The sequence below is a fragment of the Polynucleobacter sp. AP-Sanab-80-C2 genome, assembly GCF_035012965.1.
In the GTDB taxonomy this organism is placed as follows: Bacteria; Pseudomonadota; Gammaproteobacteria; order Burkholderiales; family Burkholderiaceae; genus Polynucleobacter.
In genome coordinates this window covers 151330-169737 of record NZ_JAYGQS010000001.1, presented here as the reverse complement: position 1 = coordinate 169737, position 18408 = coordinate 151330, and the positions used below count along the sequence as shown (strand labels likewise).

At 47.0% G+C, this 18408-nt stretch carries 19 protein-coding genes and 2 tRNA genes; 18 read left to right on the top strand and 3 right to left on the bottom strand.

What is annotated here, in order from left to right; all coding sequences use genetic code 11:
• Positions 1–11 precede the first annotated feature (11 nt).
• From fabD to nagZ, 13 genes are all read left to right on the top strand, one after another.
• Complete coding sequence (gene fabD / locus VC178_RS00855; RefSeq protein ID WP_323481260.1) at positions 12–947, top strand: ACP S-malonyltransferase; 936 nt, start codon at positions 12–14, stop codon at positions 945–947.
• A gap of 39 nt (positions 948–986) precedes the next feature.
• Positions 987–1730 (top strand): 3-oxoacyl-ACP reductase FabG, encoded by a 744-nt coding sequence (fabG, locus tag VC178_RS00850; RefSeq protein WP_323481259.1) that lies wholly within the window; start codon positions 987–989, stop codon positions 1728–1730.
• A 102-nt stretch (positions 1731–1832) separates the two neighbouring features.
• Complete coding sequence (gene acpP / locus VC178_RS00845; RefSeq protein WP_028819177.1) at positions 1833–2072, top strand: acyl carrier protein; 240 nt, start codon at positions 1833–1835, stop codon at positions 2070–2072.
• 21 nt (positions 2073–2093) lie between these two features.
• Positions 2094–3341 (top strand): beta-ketoacyl-ACP synthase II, encoded by a 1248-nt coding sequence (gene fabF / locus VC178_RS00840; RefSeq protein ID WP_323481258.1) that lies wholly within the window; start codon positions 2094–2096, stop codon positions 3339–3341.
• Positions 3342–3391: 50 nt separating this feature from the next.
• Positions 3392–4840 (top strand): DegQ family serine endoprotease, encoded by a 1449-nt coding sequence (locus VC178_RS00835; protein ID WP_416350521.1) that lies wholly within the window; start codon positions 3392–3394, stop codon positions 4838–4840.
• A 137-nt stretch (positions 4841–4977) separates the two neighbouring features.
• Positions 4978–6783 carry a translation elongation factor 4 gene (lepA, locus tag VC178_RS00830; protein WP_323481257.1) on the top strand — a complete coding sequence of 602 codons (1806 nt, stop codon included), beginning with the start codon at positions 4978–4980 and terminating at the stop codon, positions 6781–6783.
• Positions 6783–7589, top strand: coding sequence for a signal peptidase I (gene lepB / locus VC178_RS00825; RefSeq protein ID WP_216178189.1), 807 nt, complete (start codon positions 6783–6785; stop codon positions 7587–7589). Before lepA ends, lepB begins: the two co-directional genes overlap by 1 nt.
• A 6-nt stretch (positions 7590–7595) precedes the next feature.
• Complete coding sequence (gene rnc, locus VC178_RS00820) at positions 7596–8387, top strand: ribonuclease III (protein WP_215296423.1); 792 nt, start codon at positions 7596–7598, stop codon at positions 8385–8387.
• A 44-nt stretch (positions 8388–8431) separates the two neighbouring features.
• On the top strand, positions 8432–9325 hold the full coding sequence (gene era / locus VC178_RS00815; protein ID WP_251372131.1) for a GTPase Era: 894 nt from the start codon (positions 8432–8434) through the stop codon (positions 9323–9325).
• Between the two features lie 6 nt (positions 9326–9331).
• Positions 9332–10066 carry a DNA repair protein RecO gene (gene recO / locus VC178_RS00810; RefSeq protein ID WP_215296425.1) on the top strand — a complete coding sequence of 245 codons (735 nt, stop codon included), beginning with the start codon at positions 9332–9334 and terminating at the stop codon, positions 10064–10066.
• 12 nt (positions 10067–10078) lie between these two features.
• Complete coding sequence (gene pdxJ, locus VC178_RS00805) at positions 10079–10837, top strand: pyridoxine 5'-phosphate synthase (protein ID WP_323481256.1); 759 nt, start codon at positions 10079–10081, stop codon at positions 10835–10837.
• A gap of 14 nt (positions 10838–10851) precedes the next feature.
• Complete coding sequence (gene acpS / locus VC178_RS00800; protein WP_323481255.1) at positions 10852–11244, top strand: holo-ACP synthase; 393 nt, start codon at positions 10852–10854, stop codon at positions 11242–11244.
• A gap of 49 nt (positions 11245–11293) precedes the next feature.
• On the top strand, positions 11294–12370 hold the full coding sequence (gene nagZ / locus VC178_RS00795; protein ID WP_323481254.1) for a beta-N-acetylhexosaminidase: 1077 nt from the start codon (positions 11294–11296) through the stop codon (positions 12368–12370).
• A gap of 71 nt (positions 12371–12441) precedes the next feature.
• Here the strand turns inward: nagZ and efp are convergent, their stop codons facing one another.
• Together efp and earP are read right to left on the bottom strand one after the other, a co-directional pair.
• Complete coding sequence (gene efp, locus VC178_RS00790) at positions 12442–13002, bottom strand: elongation factor P (protein ID WP_215296429.1); 561 nt, start codon at positions 13000–13002, stop codon at positions 12442–12444.
• Between the two features lie 87 nt (positions 13003–13089).
• Positions 13090–14160 carry an elongation factor P maturation arginine rhamnosyltransferase EarP gene (earP, locus tag VC178_RS00785; RefSeq protein ID WP_323481253.1) on the bottom strand — a complete coding sequence of 357 codons (1071 nt, stop codon included), beginning with the start codon at positions 14158–14160 and terminating at the stop codon, positions 13090–13092.
• Between earP and uvrC the strand changes: the two genes are divergently transcribed.
• The 5 genes from uvrC to VC178_RS00760 all read left to right on the top strand — a co-directional run bounded on the left by uvrC (position 14159) and on the right by VC178_RS00760 (position 17553).
• A complete protein-coding gene (gene uvrC / locus VC178_RS00780) occupies positions 14159–16081 on the top strand; it encodes an excinuclease ABC subunit UvrC (RefSeq protein ID WP_323481252.1) in 1923 nt (640 codons plus the stop codon). The genes earP and uvrC overlap by 2 nt on opposite strands.
• 34 nt (positions 16082–16115) lie before the next feature.
• Positions 16116–16691, top strand: a complete 576-nt coding sequence (pgsA, locus tag VC178_RS00775; protein ID WP_215296432.1) for a CDP-diacylglycerol--glycerol-3-phosphate 3-phosphatidyltransferase — start codon at positions 16116–16118, stop codon at positions 16689–16691.
• A 116-nt stretch (positions 16692–16807) separates the two neighbouring features.
• Positions 16808–16883 (top strand) — tRNA-Gly (locus tag VC178_RS00770).
• 49 nt (positions 16884–16932) lie between these two features.
• Positions 16933–17006 (top strand) — tRNA-Cys (locus tag VC178_RS00765).
• Between the two features lie 109 nt (positions 17007–17115).
• Positions 17116–17553 carry a hypothetical protein gene (locus VC178_RS00760; protein WP_323481251.1) on the top strand — a complete coding sequence of 146 codons (438 nt, stop codon included), beginning with the start codon at positions 17116–17118 and terminating at the stop codon, positions 17551–17553.
• Positions 17554–17633: 80 nt separating this feature from the next.
• Here VC178_RS00760 and lexA read toward each other — a convergent pair whose 3' ends face one another.
• Positions 17634–18353 (bottom strand): transcriptional repressor LexA, encoded by a 720-nt coding sequence (gene lexA / locus VC178_RS00755; RefSeq protein ID WP_215296434.1) that lies wholly within the window; start codon positions 18351–18353, stop codon positions 17634–17636.
• Positions 18354–18408: the final 55 nt, after the last annotated feature.

The following is an 18408-nucleotide window of genomic DNA, read 5'->3' as shown; positions in this document are numbered from 1 at the left end:
AAATTAATCTCATGACATTTGCATTCGTATTCCCTGGACAGGGTTCTCAATCGGTAGGTATGCTCAATTCCATCGCTGAGCGTCCTGAAGTGCGTGCAACCTTGCAAGAGGCTTCTGAAGCTTTGGGTGAAGATGTTGCGAAGTTGATTGCTGAAGGTCCTGCAGAGGCGCTGTCATTAACTACCAATACCCAGCCTGTTATGTTGACTGCAGCGGTAGCCTTTTACCGTGCTTGGTTAGCGGCGGGAGGCCCTGCACCGAAGGTGATGGCAGGTCACAGCCTGGGCGAATACTCTGCATTAGTTGCTTCCGGCGTGATCTCATTTAAAGACGCAGTTCCCTTGGTACGTTTTCGTGCAGAAGCGATGCAATCTGCGGTTCCGGTTGGTACCGGCGGTATGGCAGCGATCCTTGGATTGGATGACGCAATAGTCATCCGGGTTTGCGCTGAAGCAAGCACTGCATCGGGTGGTGTAGTGGAGGCAGTCAATTTCAATGCACCCGGTCAAGTCGTGATTGCAGGTGCCAGCGCTGCCGTTACTAAAGCATGTGAATTACTTAAGGCTGCTGGCGCCAAGCGCGCCTTGCCACTCCCAGTGTCTGCACCATTTCATTCTTCGTTATTGCAACCAGCCTCTGAAAAGCTCAAAGGCTACTTGGTGAACATCGAATTTAAAGTGCCAACAATTGCTGTCATTAACAACGTCGATGTCGAAATCTTGAATGACCCAGCGGCGATTAAAGACGCCTTGGTACGTCAAGCAGCTAAACCAGTTCGTTGGCAAGAAACTATTCAAGCAATGGCCGCACAAGGAATTACTCAGGTAGTGGAGTGTGGTCCAGGCAAGGTATTGGCAGGGCTTACTAAGCGAATTCATGATCAGGTGACTGGCGTGCCAGTATTTGATGAAGCTAGCTTGAACGAAGTTCTAGCAAGTTTCAAATAAAACCATCGACTCAGTATAAAAATCAAGCGAAAGACAAATATGAATCTCGACTTAAGCGGACAGATTGCCCTGGTGACTGGCGCCTCGCGCGGTATTGGTCAGGCGATTGCAGATGAGTTGATGAAGTGTGGCGCTAAGGTCATTGGAACTGCGACATCCAGTGACGGCGCTAAAGCAATTGATGCGCGTTTAAAGCCTTCCGGTGGTACTGGTTTGGTGTTGAATGTAACTGCACCAAATGCTTGTGAAGAAATCATCGATCACATTGTGAAAGAGTATGGCGGCATCAATATTTTGGTGAACAACGCTGGCATTACTCGCGATAACTTAGCAATGCGGATGAAGTCTGAAGAGTGGGTTGATGTGATTGATACCAACTTAAGCTCAGTGTTCCGTTTATCTCAAGCTGTTTTACGTCCCATGATGAAGGCTCGTGGTGGCCGCATTATCAACATTACCTCGATCGTTGGTCACATGGGTAATGCTGGACAGGCGAACTACGCCGCAGCAAAATCCGGTGTTTCTGGCATGACTCGTGCCCTCGCTCGTGAAATCGGCAGTCGTAATATCACTGTGAACTGTGTGGCACCGGGATTTATTGATACCGATATGACGCGCGCTTTGAGCGAAGATCAGCAAAATGCCCTAAAAGTGAACATTCCTTTGGCTCGTTTGGGTAGCCCAGAAGATGTTGCCCAGGCAGTGGCATTTTTGGCCTCCCCAGCAGCTGGATACATTACTGGGAATACCCTACACGTCAATGGCGGACTCTATTTGGCCTAACGGCAAAGCAAGGATTTGGTCATTTTTGGGTGGTTTTGCTAATTAAGCCCGCCATGCTGATAAAATCCTTCCATCGTTTTTTTACAACCCTTGGGGGACTTAATGGATAACATCGAACAACGCGTTAAGAAAATCGTCGCTGAGCAATTGGGCGTCGCTGAAGGAGATATCAAGAATGAATCTTCTTTTGTGAATGACCTGGGCGCTGACTCTCTTGACACTGTTGAGCTGGTTATGGCTTTGGAAGATGAATTCGGCATCGAAATTCCTGATGAGGAAGCTGAAAAAATCACCACAGTGCAGCTCGCGATCGACTTCGCTAAATCAAAAGCTCAGGGTTAAATCCCTAGCTTAGGTATTACTGTGTCAGCATCAAATGGCCGACGCCGGGTTGTAGTTACCGGCCTTGGTCTTATTTCACCTGTTGGTAATTCAGTTGATGTAGCTTGGTCTAACTTGCTTGCCGGCAAATCAGGCATCGCCACGATCACCAAGTTTGACCACACTCCATTAAGCGTTCATTTCGCTGGAGAGGTGAAAGATTTCAATGTCGAAGAATACGTCTCTGCCAAAGAGGCACGCCATATGGATACCTTTATCCATTACGGTATCGCCGCTGGTACACAGGCGATTCGCGACAGCGGTCTAGAAGTTAACGAACAAAACGCCGAACGCATTGGCGTGATGGTCGGCTCTGGTATTGGCGGACTGCCAATGATTGAGGAAACGGGTGCCGAGTTACTGGCCCGCGGTCCTCGTCGCATTTCACCATTCTTTGTTCCAGGTTCAATCATTAATATGATTTCTGGACACCTCAGCATTTTGTTTGGTCTCAAAGGTCCAAACGTGGCTGCTGTTACTGCCTGTACAACTGGCTTGCACAGCATTGGCTTAGCTGCGCGTTTGATTCAGTATGGCGATGCGGATGTCATGGTTGCCGGTGGCGCTGAATCCACTATCTCTGCTTTAGGTGTTGGTGGTTTTGCATCTGCAAGAGCCCTCTCCACTCGTAATGATGATCCTGCAACTGCATCACGACCTTGGGATAAAGACCGCGATGGTTTTGTCCTTGGCGAAGGTGCTGGCGTAGTTGTGCTGGAAGAGTATGAGCATGCCAAGGCTCGTGGCGCAAAAATTTATTGTGAACTGCTTGGTTTTGGTATGAGCGGTGATGCGTATCACATGACCGCTCCCAATATGGATGGTCCACGTCGTTGCATGGTTAATGCCTTACGTGATGCCGGTTTAAATCCAGACCAAATTCAGTACTTAAATGCTCATGGCACTTCTACGCCCTTAGGTGACAAGAATGAAACCGAAGCCATCAAAGCGGCTTTGGGCGATCATGCTAAGAAGGCGCTGATCAACTCCACCAAGTCAATGACTGGTCACCTTTTGGGTGGTGCCGGTGGCTTAGAGTCAGTTTTCACCATCCTGGCCCTCCATAACCAGAAATCCCCACCCACTATCAATATCTTTAATCAAGATCCTGAGTGCGATTTGGACTACTGCGCCAATACCGCTAGGGATGTCAAGATTGCTCATGCTGTTAAAAACAATTTTGGCTTTGGGGGTACTAACGGCACCTTGATTTTCGGCAAGTTGACCTAATATTCTCTTTATCTCCACTGTTGGTTTTCACCAAGTAGGTCTATAGCATTATGAAAAAGCACTTTATTGCGCTCCTGGCTATTTTGAGTCTGGGGCAGATGTCTTTTATGACACCGTCAATGGCTCAGAATCCTCGAGTCGCGATTCCTGATTTTGCCGACTTGGTTGAGCGCGCCAGCCCAGCGGTTGTCAATATTCGTACGACTGAGAAAGTCATGGTTCAGCAAGCTCAAGGTGGGATCCCCGGAATGCCAGAAGAACAAGCGGAATTCTTCCGCCGCTTTTTTGGTGTACCGATGCCAGGAGTTCCTAACGGCCCTAAGCAGTCGCAGCCAAACTCCGGAAAGCCGCAAGAAGCAGATCGTGGCGTTGGTTCCGGTTTCATTATTGAATCCAATGGTTTGATTCTGACAAATGCGCACGTGGTTGAAGGTGCCACCACGATTTATGTCACCTTAACGGATAAGCGTGAGTTCAAGGCGAAATTATTGGGTATGGATAAACGTACCGATGTAGCGGTTGTCAAAATTGAAGCGCGTGATTTGCCAAGACTGCCTTTGGGTGATTCATCAAAGGTGCGAGTAGGCGAGTGGGTTCTTGCAATTGGCTCACCTTTCGGTTTGGAAAATACAGTAACTGCAGGCATTGTGTCTGCCAAGAGTCGTGATACGGGGGATTACTTACCCTTTATTCAAACTGACGTTGCCGTCAATCCCGGTAACTCTGGCGGCCCATTACTCAACACAGCCGGTCAAGTGATTGGCATCAACTCGCAGATCTTTAGTCGCTCTGGTGGTTATATGGGCATCTCTTTCGCCATTCCCATTGATGAAGCAATGCGAGTTGCAGATCAGTTACGAACTAACGGAAAAATGACTCGCGGTCGTATTGGTGTCGCCTTAAGTGAGATGACAAAAGACATTGCAGAGAGTTTGGGTTTAGGCAAACCTCGAGGTGCATACGTTCGTAACGTCGAGCCAAGTGGCCCAGCAGCGGCTGGCGGCATTGAAGCTGGCGACGTGATTTTAAGTTTCAATGGACGTGAGATTGCTAAATCAACCGATTTGCCTCGAGTCGTGGGCGATACCAAACCTGGTAGCTCTGTCCCAGTACAAGTTTGGCGCAAGGGTGCAGCACGCGAATTAACAGTGACGGTGGCTGACACTGAGTCTGCAAAAGCTGTTAATAAGAAATCTGATGCGCCAACTGCAGATAGCAACAGTACAAATGTCTTTGGGGTGGCTGTAATCGATTTATCGGATGCCAAAAAGAAGGATCTGAATCTGAAGGGTGGGGTAGAGGTCACTAGTCTAGGTGATGGCCCTCTAGCTAAGGCAGGGGTTCGACCAGGCGACGTCATTATTCGGGTGGCTGATACTGACATTACTGGGGTTAAGCAGTTTGAAGCCCTGGTTAAAGCCCTGGATGCCAATAAGGCTGTTCCAGTCTTTATTCGCCGTGCAGATAGCACTTTGGTGCTTCCGGTAAAGCCAAAATAAGCCGTTTTTAGGCTAAAAAATAGGGTTCGGCGTCTTACGGGCGCCACCCATTACAATCCCTCTAAGACGACTTTTTGCAGCGCATCATTGTGGTGCGTTCTGACAAGGCGTTTTCTTGAATGACTTTTTAAGACGCTATGGATTTAATCCGCAATTTTTCTATCATCGCCCATATCGATCACGGCAAATCTACGCTTGCTGATCGTATTATCCAAATTTGTGGCGGTCTCTCTGATCGAGAAATGGAAGCCCAGGTTCTCGATTCAATGGACATTGAGCGTGAGCGAGGTATCACGATCAAGGCCCAAACGGCTGCTCTAAATTACAAAGCCAAAGACGGCAAGATTTATAACCTCAACCTCATTGATACCCCAGGTCACGTTGACTTCTCATACGAGGTGAGTCGCTCTTTATCGGCTTGTGAAGGTGCTTTGCTGGTGGTAGATGCAAGTCAGGGCGTTGAGGCGCAAACAGTAGCAAACTGTTACACCGCAATTGAGTTAGGTGTTGAAGTGGTACCGGTGCTCAATAAGATTGATTTGCCGCAGGCAGACCCTGAACGCGCTATTCAAGAAATTGAAGATGTGATTGGTATTGATGCAACTGATGCGGTAACTTGTTCTGCCAAGACCGGGATGGGTGTGCATGAAGTCATTGAAGAAATGATTCGTCGCGTTCCGCCACCCAAGGGTGATGCGAGTGCACCATTGCAATGCTTGATCATTGACTCTTGGTTTGATAATTATGTTGGTGTGGTGATGTTGGTGCGTGTAGTTAATGGCACCTTAAAACCCAAAGACAAAATTACTTTAATGGCCCATGGCTCAACCCATTTAGTTGAACACGTGGGCGTCTTTAGTCCAAAGTCAGTAGATCGCCCTGAGCTGAGTGCTGGTCAAGTCGGCTTTATCATCGCTGGCATCAAAGAGCTTAAAGCTGCAAAAGTAGGTGATACGGTGACCCATGCTGTAGGCCAACAAGGTCGCACACCTGCTACCGAGCCATTACCTGGTTTCAAGGAAGTGAAGTCACAAGTATTTGCTGGCCTCTATCCAGTAGAGGCGAGTGAATACGATCAATTGCGTGAGTCACTGGAGAAACTGAAATTAAACGATGCATCACTTCTGTATGAGCCAGAGGTTTCACAAGCTTTAGGTTTTGGATTCCGCTGCGGATTCTTGGGTTTGCTCCATATGGAAATCGTCCAAGAGCGCTTGGAGCGCCAGTACGGTATGAACTTGATTACGACTGCGCCAACCGTGGTGTATCAGGTGCAGCAATCTGACGGCACGATCTTGATGGTAGATAACCCATCTAAGATGCCCGAGACCAGCAAGGTCGATACGATCATGGAACCGATTGTGACTGTCAATCTGTATATGCCACAGGAGTATGTTGGCTCAGTGATCACTCTATGCGTTGGCAAGCGTGGGATTCAGACGGGGATGAACTACTTAGGTCGTCAAGTGCAACTCACTTATGAGTTACCGATGGCTGAGATTGTGCTCGACTTCTTTGATCGTCTCAAATCAATCTCACGTGGCTATGCCTCGATGGATTATGAGTTCAAAGAATATCGCCCAGCCGATGTGGTCAAAGTCGATATCTTGATTAACGGTGATCGCGTAGATGCTTTGTCAGTCATTGTGCATAGAAGCAATAGTCAACATCGTGGTCGTGAAGTGGTCTCCAAGATGCGCGGCATTATTCCGCGGCAGATGTTTGATGTAGCTATTCAGGCGGCGATTGGTAGCAATATCGTTGCGCGTGAAAACGTCAAGGCCTTACGGAAGAATGTTTTAGCGAAGTGCTACGGTGGTGACATTTCTCGTAAGCGCAAGTTATTAGAGAAGCAAAAAGAAGGTAAGAAACGCATGAAGCAAGTGGGTAACGTTGAGATTCCGCAAGAAGCTTTCTTGGCTATTTTGCAGGTGGAGGATTAATGAACTTCGCTCTGATTCTTTTCATTTTGGTAATTGTTTCTGGCATTGCTTGGATTGCTGACAGGGTCTACTTTGCACCACAAAGAAAAGCAGCCGGTATTGATCGCATGCCATTATGGCTCGAGTACACCGCAGGCTTTTTCCCAGTCATTTGTGCAGTATTTGTATTGCGCTCTTTTATTGTTGAGCCATTCAAGATCCCTTCTGGCTCCATGATTCCGACATTGCAGATCGGCGATTTCATATTGGTGAATAAATTTACGTATGGCATTCGTTTGCCGGTGATCAATCAAAAAGTTGTGGAGCTGGGCTCCCCTAAACGTGGGGATGTGGTGGTGTTCCGTTACCCTCGCGATGAGTCAGTGGACTATATCAAGCGAGTCGTTGCCTTACCGGGTGATGTGATTGCTTATGAAGATAAGCGCTTAACAATTAATGGCCAGCCTTTGCAATACAGCGGCGGCGAAGCCTATCTAGATCCCGAAAATATGCGTTACGCCAAACGTTATACAGAAGCTTTCCCAGCAGATTTAGGTGGCAATCGTCATGAGATTTTGAATGACCCTGATCGTTCTGCAGGGTCATTCCCCGCAGAACGTTTTCCGGGTGCAGAGTTTTGCCAATACCAACCATCTGGCCTAACTTGCAAGGTGCCTGCAGGGCATTACTTTGCGATGGGCGATAACCGCGATAACAGTGCTGACTCTCGTTATTGGGGTTTTGTGCCTGATAAGAACATTGTTGGCAGGGCATTTTTTGTCTGGCTTAACCTAGGTAATCTAGGTCGTATTGGTGGTTTTGAGTAGTCGATCATGAACGCGCGCGCCGTTATCGAAACCGCACCGCTTCAAGAGCGTCTGGGCTATACCTTTAAAAAGCCCGAACTCTTAAATCAAGCCTTGACTCACCGTAGTCATAGCAAAAAAAATAATGAGCGCTTAGAGTTTTTGGGTGACTCCATTCTGAATTGCGTGGTTGCTGATTTACTGTATGAGCGTTATTCCGATTTAGATGAGGGTGACCTCTCACGTGTGCGTGCAAATTTAGTCAAACAGCAAGCTTTGTATGAGATTGCCCAAACACTATCCCTATCAGATTACCTTCGCTTGGGCGAGGGTGAGCTCAAGAGTGGTGGCTTTCGCCGTCCATCCATTCTGGCAGATACCTTGGAGGCAGTGACGGGCGCGATCTTTTTGGATGGCGGTTTTGAAGCGGCAAAAGCGTGTTTGCGCAAACTCTATTCAATTATTCTGACGCAGGTTGATCCTAAAACTTTAGGTAAAGATGACAAAACACTGTTGCAAGAGTGTTTGCAAAGTTACCAGTTACCTTTGCCAACTTATAACGTGACAGGCACTAGTGGCGCTGCACACAATCAGCAATTTGAGGTGGAGTGTGTCATACCAAGCCTCAAGGTCTCAGTAAAAGGTGAGGGGGCATCCCGCCGCGCTGCTGAGCAGTCAGCTGCTAAGACTGCTTTGCTGGGGGTCTTAAAAGCCTTGCCACAAGAATCTCGCAAGCCCAAGAAAACTCGGTCGGCTAAGAAAAAAGCAGCCAAGAAAGAAGCGACTGAAGAGCAGTTAAATCTTAAGCTGAAGGGCTAATCGTGTTTAGATGCGGCACTATCGCCATTGTTGGGCGTCCCAATATGGGCAAGTCAACCTTGCTCAACGCATTAGTTGGACAAAAGATCAGTATTACTTCACGTAAGGCGCAGACAACCCGTCATCGGATATTAGGTATTCAGAATCGCGAGGAAGCACAGTTCATTTTTATTGATACGCCTGGTTTCCAGACGCGTTTAATGAACACCCTTAATAAAGCATTGAATCGTACTGTTACTACCGCCTTACAAGATGTCAATGTCGCTTGCTTTGTAGTAGAGGCTGGTTACTTTGGCGAGGATGATAAAAAAGTATTAAAGCTGCTGCCAGATGATCTTCCAGTGCTGCTGGTCTTAAATAAATTGGACTTGTTCAATAGTCGCTTTCAGACTCCATCTGAGCGGGATCAAGCCTTGCTCAACTTTATGAAAGAGATGTCTAAACCTTGGTGTGAATTAGGTGGGCACGAAGATCAAAAGTGTGAGTTTGCAGAAATCGTACCCATGAGCGCAAAGAGTCCGGGAGATATTGAAAGACTGTTGGATGTGCTTGAGGGTTATTTGCCTGAGGCTGAGGCTGTATACGATGGTGACACTATTACTGATCGCAGTGAGCGCTTCTTAGCGGCAGAAATTTTGCGTGAAAAGGTTTTCCGTTTTACTGGCGAAGAGTTACCTTACACCTCTACCGTAGTAATTGATCAATTCAAGATGGATGGCAAGATGCGCCGGATTGCTGCCACCATTTTGGTAGATCGCGATAGCCATAAAGCCATGATCATTGGGCAAAAGGGTGAGCGACTGAAGAAGATTTCTACCGATGCTCGCATCGATATGGAAAAGCTCTTTGATGGCAAAGTCTTTTTGGAGACTTGGGTCAAAGTGAAGCGTGGTTGGGCAGATGATCGTGCTGAATTGCGGGCACAGGGTCTGGAATAAGCTCTTATGGCCTCGATTCGTGTTGCTGACGAGCCTGCTTTTGTATTGCACAGCATTCCCTATAAAGAGACTAGCTTAATTCTGGATGTCTTCACGCGGCAACATGGCCGCATGGCGCTGATTGCTAAAGGTGCTAAACGTCCTCATTCAACACTACGTCCTGTGTTGCAACGCTTTCAGCCATTACTGGTTTCTTGGAGTGGTAAGTCTGAATTACGCACGCTTACCAAGTCTGAGTGGGTGGGGGGCATGCCTTCTTTAGTTGGCGATGCACTCCTCTGCGGTTTTTACCTCAATGAATTACTCGTGAAGTTTTTAGCTCGCGAAGATGAATACGAAAAGCTTTACGATCGTTATGCTGAAACCATCAACGCTCTATCGAATCTTGAGTTTGAGTCGAAGGGCTTAGAAGAAATTCTGCGTCCTTTTGAGTTATCGCTGCTTCAAGAGACGGGCTACGCGGCTGCCTTAGATCGTTGCGTTGAAACCAATCAAATACCTGATGCCCAAACCCACTATGTTTACCAGCCAGAGCGAGGTGTGCGTCCTACCCAAGGTGACGATCCAGGCCACTGGCCAGTATTGAAGGGTCAATCTTTATTGGCAATTGCTGCTGGGGACTTTTCTGCTCCAGAGACGCTCTCTGAAAGTAAGCAGCTCATGCGTTTCCTTTTGGGCTTGCACTTGCAAGATCAAGTCTTGACGACCCGTCAAATTTTGATTGATTTGAAGAAAATCTAGTAATCTATTGACATGACTTCTCCGCACGCCTTAGAACTGGGCATCAATATTGACCACGTTGCCACCTTACGCAATGCGCGTGGCACGGTATATCCAGATCCCCTCAAGGCGGCACAATTAGCCGAGGAGGCTGGCGCGGATTTAATCACTTTGCATTTGCGAGAGGATCGCCGCCATATTAAAGATGCTGATTTATTAGCAATACGCCCGCTTATTAAAACTCGGATGAACCTAGAGTGTGCAGTGACCCCTGAAATGCTCGATATTGCTTGTAAGGTAAAGCCACACGATGTCTGTTTGGTGCCCGAGAAGCGTGAGGAGGTCACTACTGAGGGTGGCTTAGATGTATTAGGGAAATTTGATGCAGTGAAAGCTGCTACCAAGCAATTACAAGATACTGGTATTCGGGTTTCTCTATTTATCGATCCTGAAGAAAAGCAAATACAGGCAGCAAAAGACGTTGGTGCTACTGTAGTGGAGTTGCACACAGGGCGTTATGCAGATTTATCTGGTTCTGAACAAGCAGTAGAATTAGAGCGCATTCGAAAGGCGGCGCAGTTCGGCAAGAGCATTGGACTCAGAGTCAATGCTGGCCATGGCTTGCATGAAGGTAATGTGATGCCCATAGCCGCTATTGCAGAATTATCCGAACTCAATATTGGCCATGCCATTGTGGCTGAGGCTTTATTTAAAGGTTGGCAAAATGCTATTGAGGATATGAAAGCCTTGATGGTAAGAGGTCGACATCAAGACCGTATCAAACCTCTCTGACTAGCAAATATTTGATGATCATCGGCATTGGTACTGACATTCTGCAGATTGGGCGCTTACAAGCTGCTTACGATCGTACTAATGGCCGCTTGGCAGAAAAGATTTTGGGTCCAGATGAGATGGCGGTCTTCAAATATCGTCTTGCCAGAAATCACAAACGCGGCATTGCATTTTTGGCCACCCGCTTTGCTGCTAAAGAGGCGTTCTCAAAAGCAATTGGTTTGGGAATGAGAATGCCAATGACTTGGCGCTCTCTCCAAACTTTAAATGAAGCTAGTGGGAAGCCAGTAACTAGTTATCTCGGGGCTTTGGCTCAATTTATGCAAGAGAAAAATTGGGAAGCTCACGTGACTGTGAGTGATGAGCAAGACATGGCAATTGCCCATGTCATCGTTACTCAGAAATAACTGAAGAATTGAATTAAAGATAAAGCTGAGAAATTCTTAAGAGGAATACATGAGTAAAGCCACCATGAACCCCGGCCCAATTACCTTAGATGTGGTGGGCCAGGTCTTAAATGCGGAAGATCGCCGCAGGATCTTGCATCCTCTGACGGGTGGTGTGATTTTGTTTGGCAGGAACTTTGCTAATCGTCAGCAATTGACTAAATTGACTGCTGATATCAAGAAATTACGCCCTGATGTCTTGATCTCGATTGACCATGAGGGTGGACGAGTACAGCGTTGCAAGACGGATGGTTTTACGCATCTTCCCGCAATGCGTAAGTTAGGCGAGCTTTGGGGTGCGAAAAGTAAATCAAGCCATGCCGCTGATTCTGCTGCGCTCGCCATGGCTGCCGCAACTGCCTGTGGATATGTATTGGCTGCAGAGCTTCGTGCGTGTGGTGTGGACTTTAGTTTTACCCCTGTCCTCGATTTGGATTTTGATCGCAGTGGAGTGATCGGTGATCGCTCATTCAGTCGTGATCCACAAATCGTGTTTGCATTAGCCAAGAGTTTGAATGAAGGTTTACGGCTTGGCGGTATGGCCAACTGTGGCAAACACTTCCCAGGTCATGGCTGGGCGGAGGCAGACTCTCATGTGGTTATTCCAGTGGACGAGCGCTCACTTCAAGAAATTCTCAACGATGATGCTAAGCCTTATGAGTGGCTGGACTTGAGTTTGGCAGCGGTGATGCCAGCCCATGTGATTTATTCGCAGGTGGATCAAAATCCTGCGGGCTTCTCAAAGATTTGGCTACATTCTATTCTTCGGCAAGAACTAGGATTTCAGGGGGTAATCTTTAGTGATGATCTTTCGATGGAGGGGGCGAGCGTTGCTGGATCAGTGGTGAAGGGGGCCGAAATGGCGCTAGACGCCGGTTGTGATGCCGTCTTAATTTGTAATCGCCCGGACTTAGCTGATCAGTTACTGAGCAAGCTAAAGGTTTCAAAGCAAAAACAAGCGGAGTCCGCTACCCGTTTGAATCGCTTGATGCCAGACTCGCTAGCCCTAGCGTGGGATGTGTTGCAAAAAGAAGCAGAGTATCAACATGCTAAGGGCTTGCTTAAGCAGTTCAAATTGATTACTTAAACCAAGTAGTAGTTAAGTAAAAAGCCCGGCATGCCGGGCTTTTGTTTGAGCGTTTGCTACTCAGTTTTTGCTTAGTTAGCGCGGCTACGGTATTCACCAGTACGAGTATCGATCTCGATCTTATCCCCAGTGTTGCAGAACAATGGAACTTGCAATTCATAGCCAGTAGCCAGTTTTGCGTTCTTCAATACTTTGCCGGAGCTGGTATCGCCTTTCACTGCAGGTTCTGTGTAAATGATTTCACGAACGAGCGAGTTAGGCATTGCTACTGAGAGTGCTTTACCTTCGTAGAAAACTACTTCACAGGGCATGCTTTCTTCAAGATAGTTCAATGCATCACCCATGAACTCAGCTTCAACTTCATACTGGTTATAGTCGCCATCCATGAAGACATACATTGGATCTGCGAAATAAGAATATGTGCAATCTTTTTTCTCGAGGATAACAACATCGAATTTGTCATCGGCTTTATAAACGCCTTCATTTGGCGCACCGGTTAACAAGTTCTTAAATTTCATTTTTACAACTGAAGAGTTGCGGCCAGAGCGGCTGTATTCGGCCTTTAAAACGACCATGGCATCGGTGCCAATCATAACGACGTTACCAACGCGGAGTTCTTGTGCTGTTTTCATCTTGCTATTCCTGGGTGCAGAGTAATTATTCTGCGGTTTTTATCAAAAACAAGATTGTAACCGCCCGCAAGCCTTTATTGCTTGGTCTTAGGCTACGAACCGCAATAGACGGGCTGCTAAGCCTCCATCCCCTTGGTTTTTGAGTAATTGGGTACGCCAAGCTTGAGAATGGATATTCCAAGTATCGAGCATATGGAACCATTCGCTCGGCATTGCCCAGGTCATGGCTGCAATGGTTGCAAGACGTAATTCTTGATTAGCAATTTCAAGGTAGAGATCTAAAAAGGCGGCTAATTTGACTTCATGGGCGCGATCCTCTTGCGGGTATATGTGCCAAATAAATGGTTTGCCTGCTAATTGCGCGCGCACAAAAGAATCCTCACCACGAACGATATTGAAATCACATTGCGATAGTACCCAGTCAAATTCATCTTGCGATACAAAAGGTATGGGGATTAATTGCAGATTGGCAGGCAGTTGAATGGGCTGCTCTCCATAAAGATTTAGGAGCTCAGCATGACCATGCGTTAGTAAGACATCGATATTCTCATCCAGCGAGCCAAGATCTTCTAGCCACTTGCGCAAAGGCGCTCCTGGGTAGCAAAAGATGCTAATGCGTTTTGTATCACTTCGCAGCTTAGACCACGCCCCCTTTAAGTCATACGGAATTTTGTTGGCAACAGATATACCTTCTGGTGGCACAGGGTCAACCAATATTCCGCCGACTTCATCCTGAAATCCCGGGAAGAAAAAATACTTAGGTATGCCATGGGATTGTGGCGATGCTTTTGCATGAAAGTCCGTAATCCAGGGTTCAGCGCTGAGATATTCGAGATTGATGATGATGGGCTTGATGGGGGCAATAAACATACCAGTAAGGTAACGCTCAGGTAATTCACAGCCAAAAGCCTCGATGACGACATCGGGAGTTTGTACAGGATGCCTTGCATTACTAAAGCTGGCTTCCCAAGGTTGAAGATCTATTTTTTGCTTAATTACAGGATCTACGCCAGAAGCGAGTAAATTGAGGGTTGGTAGGTCATCGCAAAAAATGCGTATCTCTTGGCCATGAAGGCTTGATAAGCTTCGGGCTAGACGCCAGCAAACACCGGCATCACCATAGTTGTCTACGATTTGGCAGAAAATATCCCAACGCATGAGTAATTCGCTTTTTGAAACCCTTCAGCAGGATGTTAAACGGCTACCCGGATTGCCGGGGGTATATCGCTTCTTTGATGAGGCGGGGAACATCTTATATGTCGGCAAAGCTCGCAATCTTAAGAAGCGTGTATCTAGTTATTTTCAAAGCAAACAGCTGTCACCGCGAATAGCGTTGATGGTGGGGAAAATTGCTCGCCATGAAACAACAGTAACACGGACAGAAACTGAAGCCCTCATTTTAGAGAACAATCTCATTAAAGAGTTGGCTCCGCCATTCAATATCTTGTTTCGGGATGACAAGTCCTACCCATATGTGATGTTAGCGGGGCATCAATTCCCACGCTTGGCTTCTTATCGTGGCAAGGTGGATAAACGCAATCATTACTTTGGCCCTTTCCCCAATAGCTGGGCAGTGCGTAATAGCGTGCAAATTTTGCAGAAAGTCTTTCGCTTGAGGACTTGTGAAGATTCCGTTTTTAAGAATCGTAGCCGCCCCTGCCTCTTGCATCAGATTCATCGCTGTAGTGCTCCGTGTGTGGGTCGCCTTAGTGTCGAGCAATATGGTCAAGACGTGGCGCAAGCAACACGATTTTTAGAGGGCGACCATAGTCGGGTACTTGCGGAGCTGGAAAAGGAAATGCATGCGCATAGCGACGCCATGGAATTCGAAATGGCTGCAGTACTACGTGATCGGATTGCAGATCTTTCTAGCGTTCTACAACAACAGGCAATGGATACCGTTGCCGAAGGTGAGGGCGATGTTGACATCATTGCTGTCGCACAAATGGAAGGTATGGTTTGTGTGAACCTCGCCATGGTGCGTGGTGGGCGTCATCTAGGTGACAGACCTTATTTCCCTAAAGGTTTACGCACTGCCTCTGGAGAACTTCCGCCCCCTGCAGAAATATTAGAAGCCTTTATTGCTCAGCATTATTTAGAGGATGTCGCTAGCGAGAGTGCATCTAGCGCAACGATCAATTTAATACCACCTGTTTTGGTCTTGAATCACCCTCTGCAATCCTTAAGCGACGATGTCAGCCAATCTAATGAAGCACCTCCCGAAGATCTGCACGATTTATTAAATGCACAAGCCGGTAAAAAAATTACCTTCTTACATCAACCCCAAGGTCAACGTCGTCATTGGTTAGCGATGGCCGAAGGTAACGCCAAGATCGCTTTAACGAAGCGCTTAGTTGAAACCGGTGGGCAGTTAGCTAGAGCAAGGGCTTTGGTTGATATTTTAGGTTTGGATCTCGAGGGTCTAGAGCATTTACGAATTGAATGTTTTGACATCAGCCATACCTCAGGTGAAGCAACTCAAGCTTCGTGCGTGGTGTATGCGAAGAATGCCATGCAATCAGGCGAGTATCGACGTTTCAATATCAATGACATTACACCGGGTGATGACTATGCAGCGATGCGTCAAGTTTTGCAAAGGCGTTATGCCAACTTCCAAGAACTTCCTCCAGAAAAAATGCCTCAGGTCATTTTGATTGATGGTGGTAAAGGGCAAGTAGAGATGGCAAGGCAGGTGCTTTTAGAATTCGCTATGGATGTGGGCTTGATTGTGGGTGTTGCCAAAGGAGAGGGTCGCAAAGTTGGCTTAGAAACGCTGATTTTTGCAGATGACCGCGAATCCTTAGAGCTCGGTATTGATAGTGCGGCACTTTTGCTAGTTGCACAGATTCGAGATGAGGCACATCGTTTTGCCATTACCGGCATGCGCGCTAAGCGAGCTAAGGCAAGAACAGTTTCTCGTTTGGAGGAGATTGAAGGTATTGGCGCTAAGCGACGCCAAAAGCTGTTGGCTCGTTTTGGTGGTCTCAAGGGCGTGGCCAATGCCAGCATAGAAGAAATTGCTAGCGTAGAAGGGGTGTCACTCACCTTGGCAGAGCAAATTTACCGCCAATTACACTAGCGGTTGCCTGCCATATTTAGTTTATGCTTATCTAATGCCGTTCAATCTCCCTATTGCCCTTACCTGGTTGCGTGTTGCAGCAATTCCATTGCTGGTGGCAATTTTCTATCTTCCGAGTGATTGGTTTACGCCATTTGAGAAGAACTTGATTGCAGCCATTATCTTTATCTCAGCTGCAATTACCGATTGGTTGGATGGATTTCTTGCGCGCCGTTTAAAACAAGAATCTGCCTTTGGTCAGTTCTTGGATCCAGTTGCCGATAAATTAATTGTTGCGGCGGCATTACTTGTTCTTTTGAATATGGATCGTGTTCAGGTATGGGTTGCCTTAGTGATCATTGGTCGAGAAATCACGATCTCTGCTTTGCGAGAATGGATGGCTTTGTTGGGTGCTGGCAAGAGCGTTGCGGTGCATATGGTTGGTAAATTAAAAACAACAGCTCAATTGGTGGCAATTCCTTTTTTGCTGCTCAATGACACTTTGTTTGGGTGGTTAGATTGCGCCAGAGTCGGAACCTGGCTCATTTGGGTTGCGGCATTCTTGACGCTTTGGTCGATGTTTTATTACTTGAAAAAAGCCCTGCCGCAACTTGCAGGAAAAATCGACTAATTCCATCGAGACACCACCTGGTATAGCTTTGCGGGTAGGATCAATTCTGAGACTCTGCTGGATCACTTGGAATAATGCTTTCTTTTTGATTGTTTGTTAAACTATCGCCCTGTTATGCGGGAATAGCTCAGCTGGTAGAGCGATACCTTGCCAAGGTATAGGTCGGGAGTTCGAACCTCCTTTCCCGCTCCAAGTTCGATGGGAAGCCCTCAAAAGCTTCCCATTTTTGATTCAGGCATATGGCGCGTTGGCCGAGTGGTTAGGCAGGAGCCTGCAAAGCTTCGTACGGGGGTTCGATTCCCTCACGCGCCTCCAGTAATTTCGCTTGACGAAATAGGTGGAGCACCTAAAATACTTTCAGTCTGTTCCAGAAAGTCACATCACTTTTTTAAAGCGAAAAATGATCAAAATTCACACTCTTAAATTGAGCGCTATCACATTGTTCATGACAGCATTGCTGGCTGCTTGCGCTAGCTCTGGCGACTCACCAACTGGAACGCAACAGGAAGTGCAAGAAGTTCAGACTCAGCTCTTGGGCGATATGCCTTTGCCTGCTGCATCAAAAATTATTGGCGGGGAGTCGTTGATTATTGGGCGGGGTGATAACTGGGTAGGTCGTGTTGTTCTGTCCGGCGTACAAACCCCAACTGATATTTATGCCTTCTTCCAATCGGAATACCCTCGAGCCGGTTGGACAACTGTCAGTGCAGTAAAGTCTAAAACCAGCATTTTGGTCTTTACTAAAGGTGATCGCACTGCTACCGTCGAATTAAATGAAGGTCCTTTGACTGGACCAAAAACCTTGATTACGATTACTTCATCTCCAAAGAACGCCAATGTCGTGGCGCCAAGCAAGCGGTAATCAAATAGCAAGCAGTCTTAAGAAATCTGCAGGAAATAAAAAGGCCTCCACTGGAGGCCTTTTCTTATGGAGGAATTGGCTTACAAGCCTTCAGCCCTGATGAGGCCTACCGCTTGACCTTCAATTGCAAAGTTCGGTTGACGACTATCGACCACAATATTTTTGAAGTCTGGATTTTCTGCTTGCAACTCAATCACCATGCCGTTAGCTGTTTTCTTTTGCTGCCAGCGTTTGACAGTGACTTCATCATCAAGACGAGCAACAACGATATCGCCGTTACGTACTTCGGTAGTTTTTCTGACAGCTAAATAGTCACCATCCAAAATGCCCGCATCGCGCATGCTCATCCCTTTTACTTTTAATAAGTAATCAGCGCCTTTGCTAAATAAACTTGGATCAATTGGGACTTGTTTCTCAATGTGCTCAACTGCCATGATCGGTGATCCTGCAGCAACACGACCAATGAGTGGAAGCGTGAGTTGCTGTAATGCGCCAGATGGTAATGACAATTGACGATATTTGTTTGAGTGTTGTGCTTGATGAAAGCGCTGGGGGATGCGAATGCCGCGTGATGTTCCTGGCGTTAGTTCAATATAGCCTTTTTTTGCAAGTGCGCGAAGATGCTCTTCAGCAGCATTTGCAGATGCAAATCCTAATTGCGTGGCAATCTCTGCGCGGGTCGGCGGCAAGCCACTCTCATCAATTGCTTTGGTGATCAGTTCCAATATCTCACTCTGGCGTGCAGTGAGCTTGGGGAGGGCAGTCAGCTCCTCTAGATAATCGACTGTATTTATGTCCATACTGGGATTGTATACAGCACTTTTTGATAATTCAAGTAATTTAGGGAGATAATGG

What these genes read in the sequence shown, in the direction of transcription:
- efp (WP_215296429.1), bottom strand. Translation starts at nt 13,002, where the DNA reads ATGAAAACAGCACAAGAACTCCGCGTTGGTAACGTCGTTATGATTGGC.
- fabD (WP_323481260.1), top strand. Translation starts at nt 12, where the DNA reads ATGACATTTGCATTCGTATTCCCTGGACAGGGTTCTCAATCGGTAGGT.
- lepA (WP_323481257.1), top strand. Translation starts at nt 4,978, where the DNA reads ATGGATTTAATCCGCAATTTTTCTATCATCGCCCATATCGATCACGGC.
- era (WP_251372131.1), top strand. Translation starts at nt 8,432, where the DNA reads ATGGGCAAGTCAACCTTGCTCAACGCATTAGTTGGACAAAAGATCAGT.
- VC178_RS00835 (WP_416350521.1), top strand. Translation starts at nt 3,392, where the DNA reads ATGAAAAAGCACTTTATTGCGCTCCTGGCTATTTTGAGTCTGGGGCAG.
- recO (WP_215296425.1), top strand. Translation starts at nt 9,332, where the DNA reads ATGGCCTCGATTCGTGTTGCTGACGAGCCTGCTTTTGTATTGCACAGC.
- nagZ (WP_323481254.1), top strand. Translation starts at nt 11,294, where the DNA reads ATGAGTAAAGCCACCATGAACCCCGGCCCAATTACCTTAGATGTGGTG.
- rnc (WP_215296423.1), top strand. Translation starts at nt 7,596, where the DNA reads ATGAACGCGCGCGCCGTTATCGAAACCGCACCGCTTCAAGAGCGTCTG.
- lexA (WP_215296434.1), bottom strand. Translation starts at nt 18,353, where the DNA reads ATGGACATAAATACAGTCGATTATCTAGAGGAGCTGACTGCCCTCCCC.
- uvrC (WP_323481252.1), top strand. Translation starts at nt 14,159, where the DNA reads ATGAGTAATTCGCTTTTTGAAACCCTTCAGCAGGATGTTAAACGGCTA.
- earP (WP_323481253.1), bottom strand. Translation starts at nt 14,160, where the DNA reads ATGCGTTGGGATATTTTCTGCCAAATCGTAGACAACTATGGTGATGCC.
- pdxJ (WP_323481256.1), top strand. Translation starts at nt 10,079, where the DNA reads ATGACTTCTCCGCACGCCTTAGAACTGGGCATCAATATTGACCACGTT.
- fabG (WP_323481259.1), top strand. Translation starts at nt 987, where the DNA reads ATGAATCTCGACTTAAGCGGACAGATTGCCCTGGTGACTGGCGCCTCG.
- pgsA (WP_215296432.1), top strand. Translation starts at nt 16,116, where the DNA reads ATGCCGTTCAATCTCCCTATTGCCCTTACCTGGTTGCGTGTTGCAGCA.
- lepB (WP_216178189.1), top strand. Translation starts at nt 6,783, where the DNA reads ATGAACTTCGCTCTGATTCTTTTCATTTTGGTAATTGTTTCTGGCATT.
- acpP (WP_028819177.1), top strand. Translation starts at nt 1,833, where the DNA reads ATGGATAACATCGAACAACGCGTTAAGAAAATCGTCGCTGAGCAATTG.
- acpS (WP_323481255.1), top strand. Translation starts at nt 10,852, where the DNA reads ATGATCATCGGCATTGGTACTGACATTCTGCAGATTGGGCGCTTACAA.